Source organism: Rhodococcus sp. 7Tela_A2 (assembly GCF_049311045.1).
Lineage (GTDB): Bacteria > Actinomycetota > Actinomycetes > Mycobacteriales > Mycobacteriaceae > Rhodococcus.
Genome location: NZ_JAXION010000180.1, coordinates 1 through 5,409 on the forward strand (window position 1 = coordinate 1; position 5,409 = coordinate 5,409).

The 5,409-nt window shown below is 64.3% G+C and carries 4 protein-coding genes and 1 pseudogene; 2 read left to right on the forward strand and 3 right to left on the reverse strand.

The genetic code is table 11. The features are described 5' to 3' along the window. Nucleotides 1–2,180: amino acid adenylation domain-containing protein (locus TVH25_RS20590; RefSeq protein WP_422425361.1), on the forward strand; the 2,180-nt coding region annotated here is incomplete at its 5' end. Between the two features lie 134 nt (nucleotides 2,181–2,314). Further along, on the forward strand, nucleotides 2,315–3,373 hold the full coding sequence (locus TVH25_RS20595; protein WP_422425362.1) for an alpha/beta hydrolase: 1,059 nt from the start codon (nucleotides 2,315–2,317) through the stop codon (nucleotides 3,371–3,373). An 80-nt stretch (nucleotides 3,374–3,453) separates the two neighbouring features. Here TVH25_RS20595 and TVH25_RS20600 read toward each other — a convergent pair whose 3' ends face one another. The 3 genes and pseudogenes from TVH25_RS20600 to TVH25_RS20610 form a co-directional block, all read right to left on the reverse strand. Then, nucleotides 3,454–4,299, reverse strand: a complete 846-nt coding sequence (locus TVH25_RS20600) for an ABC transporter permease (protein ID WP_169619976.1) — start codon at nucleotides 4,297–4,299, stop codon at nucleotides 3,454–3,456. Nucleotides 4,300–4,303: 4 nt separating this feature from the next. Beyond that, nucleotides 4,304–5,161 (reverse strand): ABC transporter permease, encoded by an 858-nt coding sequence (locus TVH25_RS20605; protein WP_422425363.1) that lies wholly within the window; start codon nucleotides 5,159–5,161, stop codon nucleotides 4,304–4,306. Further along, nucleotides 5,158–5,409, reverse strand: a pseudogene (locus TVH25_RS20610) (daunorubicin/doxorubicin resistance ABC transporter ATP-binding protein DrrA); the annotation flags it as partial. The gene TVH25_RS20605 and the pseudogene TVH25_RS20610, both read right to left, overlap by 4 nt.

The window sequence follows — 5,409 nt, forward strand, 5'->3', positions numbered from 1 at the left end:
TTGCGGCCGGTCCGGTGTCGGATGCGGAGCGGATTGCGCCGGTGCGGCCGTCGAATACGGCGTATGTGATTTTCACGTCGGGGTCGACGGGCCGGCCGAAGGGTGTGGCGGTCTCGCATGGGGCGATTGTCAATCGTCTCGAGTGGATGCAGCACGAATACTCGCTCACCCGAGATGATGTGGTGTTGCAGAAGACGCCGTTTACGTTCGATGTGTCGGTGTGGGAGTTTTTCTGGCCGTTGGGTGTGGGTGCGCGGTTGGTGATGGCTGCTCCGGACGGTCATCGGGATCCGGCCTATCTGGCGACGGTGATGGCCGAGCGTTCGGTGTCGGTGGCGCATTTTGTGCCGTCGATGTTGGCGGTGTTCGTAACCGAGGCCGGGGTCTCGGATCTGTCGGGTCTGCGCTACGTGTTTGCTTCGGGTGAGGCGTTGTCGCCGTCGTTGGCGGCGCGGACGCGTGCGATGCTTCCGAATGCTGCGGTGCACAATTTGTATGGTCCGACCGAGGCCGCGGTGGATGTGACGTTCCACGAGGTGACCTCGGCCGATACCGTGTCGGTTCCGATCGGTGCGCCGGTGTGGAATACGCAGGTGTTTGTGCTCGACAGCCGACTGGCGCCGGTGCCGGTGGGTGTGGCGGGTGAGTTGTATCTGTCGGGTGTGCAGTTGGCTCGTGGGTATGTGGGGCGGCCGGATTTGTCGGCGGAGCGTTTTGTGGCGTCGCCGTTCGGTGTGGGTGAGCGGTTGTATCGCACGGGTGATCTGGTGCGGTGGTCTGCTGATGGGGAGTTGGAGTACATCGGTCGTACCGATTTTCAGGTGAAGTTGCGGGGGTTGCGGATCGAGCTCGGTGAGATCGAGGCGGCGTTGGTGTCGCACGAGTCGATCGCTCACGCTGTGGTGGTGGTGTCGGCCTTTGATCTCGGGGATCAGCTGGTGGGTTATGTGGTGCCTGTTGCGGGCGACACGGTGGATCGTGACGAGTTGGCGGGGTTTGTCTCGGGGTTGTTGCCCGCGTATATGGTGCCGTCGGTCTTGATGGTGCTCGATGAGTTGCCGTTGGGTTCGTCGGGCAAGTTGGACCGCAAGGCGTTGCCTTCCCCTACCTTCGAAGCTCGCGAGTTCCGGGCGCCGCAGACAACCGTCGAACAGAGTGTGGCGTCGACGTTTGCGGACGTGTTGAGCCTCGAGCGTGTCGGTCTCGACGACAACTTCTTCGCCCTCGGAGGCAACTCCCTGGTCGCGACGCAGGTCGCCAGCCGGCTGCAGAAGGAGACGGGGGTCGAAGTTCGGGTCCAGTGGTTGTTCACCGACTCCTCGGTAGCTGCACTCGCGCACCGCATCGAAACCGATGCCGGGAGCGAGGAGGACTTCGATCCGCTCACGGACGGCGCCGTACAGGTTCTGCTGCCGTTCCGTACGCACGGTTCCGGAAACCCGTTGTTCTGCATCCATTCGATGTACGGACTCGCGTGGACCTACTCGGGCCTGACCGGATTCGTGGACGATCGGCCCCTGTACGGGATACAGACGCGCGCACTGTCGGACAACGACTACCTTCCCGGAACCATCGCGGAGATGGCGGACGACTATCTCCGGGAGATCAGGACGGCGCAGCCCGAGGGACCGTACAACCTGATGGGATGGTCGCTCGGAGGAGTGGTGGCACACGAAGTCGCCGTGAAGTTGCAGAAGCAGGGCGAGTTCGTGGAAAGCCTCGTGATGCTGGACAGCCACTGGGATCTCGAGGCAGCGGAGTTCCGCCGTGCCATTCGCGCCAACCTCGCACAGATCGGCGTGATGCTCGAGGACTCGGACGATGTGGCTGCCCTGTCCGACGAACACATCCGAAGACTCTGGGACACGATGGCACAGGACGTGACTGCGCTCAGCGCGCTCACCCTCGAGCGTTTCCGCAACTTGTACCGAAGCGCCGTCCGATCGGGACAACTGATCGCATCGCATCTCCCGGGAACGTTCGACGGTGACATCCTGTATTTCAGTGCAGCCAACCATCCGCCCGCCCGGCACGGAGCGGCGAAGCGGTGGGCTCACCTCGTGACCGGACATGTCACCGATGTACCGATCGACTTCAGCCACGACGACATGACCTCGACGGAGGCGCTCGCGGAGATCGGCCCCGTGCTCGACCACTACCTCAAACGGAATGTGGTGTAACAAGTTGCCGCTGGAATGCGACGCATGTAACTGTACGTAGGCTGCGATCGGGTACGTTCCGTTCGTACTCGCCTCGGACGAGGCGCCGTTGATGTCGACCACGCTGTCCAACCCGAAAAAGGTGAAAGAACCGTATGAAGCATCCGAGACGAGGATCCGGACGACTTCGCGTCCTGACTGCAGGCGCAGCATGCGCGTTGTTCTCTTCCGCTCTGCTGGTCTCCCCGGCAGCGGCTGATCCGGTCGCGGACACCCTGCAGCCGCTCGAGTCGGTGACGAGCGAGAACGGATCGCACATCAGCCGCATCGAAAAGTACGACGAGCAGCAGTTGCTGGTCTACGTTTACTCGGCCTCGATGGACAAGGAAATCCTGCTCGACGTATGGCGTCCGGCAGACATCAGTGAACCGCGCCCCACGCTGTACCTGCTCAACGGTGCCGGTGGCGGAGAAGACAGCGCGACGTGGCGTTACCGTACCGACGCCATCGACTTCTTCAAGGACAAGAATCTCAACGTCGTCTCGCCGGTCGGTGGTAAGTGGAGCTACTACACCGACTGGAATCAGGAGGACCCGGCCCTCGGCGTGAACAAATGGGAGACCTTCCTGACCAAGGAGGTTCCTCCGCTGATCGATGCGGCGCTGGGAACCAACGGTGTGAACGCGATCGCCGGTTTGTCCTCATCGGGTACCTCGGTGCTCCAGCTCGCGATCGCGGGCGGGGGTCTCTACAAGGGTGTGGCCGCCTACAGCGGATGTGCGCAGACCTCCGATCCGATCGGGCAGGAGTTCGTCAAGATCACCACCGAGGTGTGGGGCGGGGGCGACACTCGCAATATGTGGGGTGAAACCGACGATCCGACCTGGGTGGAGAAGGACCCGTACGTCAACGCCGAGAAACTTCGGGGTCTCGAGCTCTATATCTCCAACGGCAACGGACTGCCCGGACAGTACGACACCCTCTACGGCCCGGAGATCGACGGCAAGGTGGAGATTCTCGCCAATCAGGTGGTCGTGGGCGGTGTCATCGAAGCCGCGACGAATTACTGCACTCACAATCTTCGTGACCGGCTCGACGAGCTGGACATCCCCGCGACCTACAACTTCCGTGACTCCGGCACTCATTCGTGGAAGTACTGGCAGGACGACCTGAAGGATTCGTGGCCCGTACTGCAGAAGGCCCTCGGCCTCTGACAACGACCGTGAACGCGTGAAGCCTCTCCCCCCTGTGGGAGAGGCTTCACTGCTTTCTGCCGCCTGGACTGCCCGGTTCGTCAGCCGTTCTGCGCCGCGCGCCGGTACCCTCTGATCGCCGGAACGAGGAACACCGCCACGGTTCCGAGCGACCACGCAAGCGTTTTCACGAACGGTTCGGCCACCGGGCCGCCGATCGCCAGCGCGCGCATCGTGTCGATTGCGCACGACATCGGCTGGTTGGCCACGATCGGCTGGAGCCAGGTCGGGTATGCCATCACCGGCACGAATCCCGAGTTGAAGAACATGAGCATCGTGCAGACGATCGACACCAGTTCCACCAGGGGAATTCGTCCGGGAACGGTTGCCAGCACCGTCACCATCATCGCGAAGCCGATACCGAAGATCAGCGGCACCACGAAAAGCAGGACGGAAGCGCCGAGGCCCTGGGTGAACCGAAAACCCATCACCATCCCCGCGGCGACGATCACGAGCGAGGTCACGAAGACTCGTATCGTCTCTGCCATGAGGCGGCCCACGAGGCCGGCCGAACGATGGATCGGCAGGGTGTAGAAGCGTCCCAGCAGTCCGGAGTCGCGCTCGGCGCGCAGCCCGACCGCGCTCACCACCGACCCGAACATCGCGCCCACCAGCACGATCATGGGAACGGTACCGAAGATCGACGATTGCCCGGTCGCGGCGGTGATGCTGTCCCCGAGCACGATCCGGAACATCACCAGCGTCAGCGCCGGGTAGATCAACGCCTGGATCAGAGTTACCGGATCGCGCGCCCACCGCAGCAGGAGGCGCCCGCACTGCAACCGGCTGTGCTCCCACAACGCGGGGAGAGAGTTCTCGTCCCGCGCATGGTCGGCTGCCGGGTACACAACCGTGCCGTTCGGGCGTGATTCGACGGTGTCGCTCATTCGCTCACCCCCTCCTCGTCGTGGCCCAGAGAGCTGCCGGAAGACAGACCACAGCGAGCCCGATCATCCAGAACGCACTCGGCCTGAAGACTTCCCATGTCACGCCGTCCTGCGCCATGTCGCGCATCGCGAAGGAGAACTGCGAGATGGGCTGGTTGCGGACGAACGGCCTGATCCATTCGGGAAAGCCACTCTCGGGCACGAATCCGCACGAGAGCATCCCGAGGATCAGTTGCGGGAGTGTCAGCGCCTGAGACGTCGCCTCCGGGCTCTTGGACAGGCTTCCGATCGCGTCGGCGCCCAGGCACAGCAGAACACTGATGGCGAGTGCGGTCGCGCAGAACAAGGCCGCCTGGCCGAATCCCGCCGAGAACCGGAAACCGATCGCGTAGCCGAATCCGATGGCCGCAACCAGCGACACGACCGACCGGACCGTCCCGGCCGCCAATCTGGCCAGCATCGGTATCCCAGCCACCACCGGCATCGTCTGCATTCGTGTCGTCAGTCCGGTCGATGCCTCCGACGCAGCAAGCTGAGCCGCGGAGATCGCGGTGAACGCCATGGACTGCAACACGATGATCGGCATCAGGAACTGCGCGTAGTCGATGCCCTGGAGCTGCATCACGAACTTGAGAGGTAGGTAGAACCCGAGTCCGAAGACGACCGGCGCTATCACCGCGACCACGAGTTCGCCGTTGCGCGCCATCGTCCGCAGCGCGCGCGTGGTCAGCACCCACCATTGCTTCGAGGCGGCGGGCGCGATCCGGCGGTGGTCTCCGCCGGGGCTGTCGCCCGAACCCGGAGTGGACGAGCCGGTCGACGGAGGGTCGGGGAGCGGCGCCCGATCGGTGCGTGTCGTCACGGTAGTTCCCCCGCCACCGCCGCCTCCGGTCGTTCTCCGGCGGACGGGGCCGCCGGCGCCTCCCCCGGGACGGGCGGCGCGGGGGGTGCGGGGCGGCGCCGGGACCCGTCGGCGCGCGCAGGCCGCCGCAGCCCGATAGCTGCGAGGTCCACGGCGCGCGGTTCGAGGCGCCGAAGAGCCTCGGTGAGGGTCGCGGCGCCGTCGGGTGCCGGGATCGAGATCCTGTCCTCGTCTCCTTCGGTCCCGAG

Bases quoted from the DNA above. Each gene is read 5' to 3' on its own strand.
- TVH25_RS20595 (WP_422425362.1), top strand. From the start codon at position 2,315: ATGAAGCATCCGAGACGAGGATCCGGACGACTTCGCGTCCTGACTGCA.
- TVH25_RS20600 (WP_169619976.1), bottom strand. From the start codon at position 4,299: ATGAGCGACACCGTCGAATCACGCCCGAACGGCACGGTTGTGTACCCG.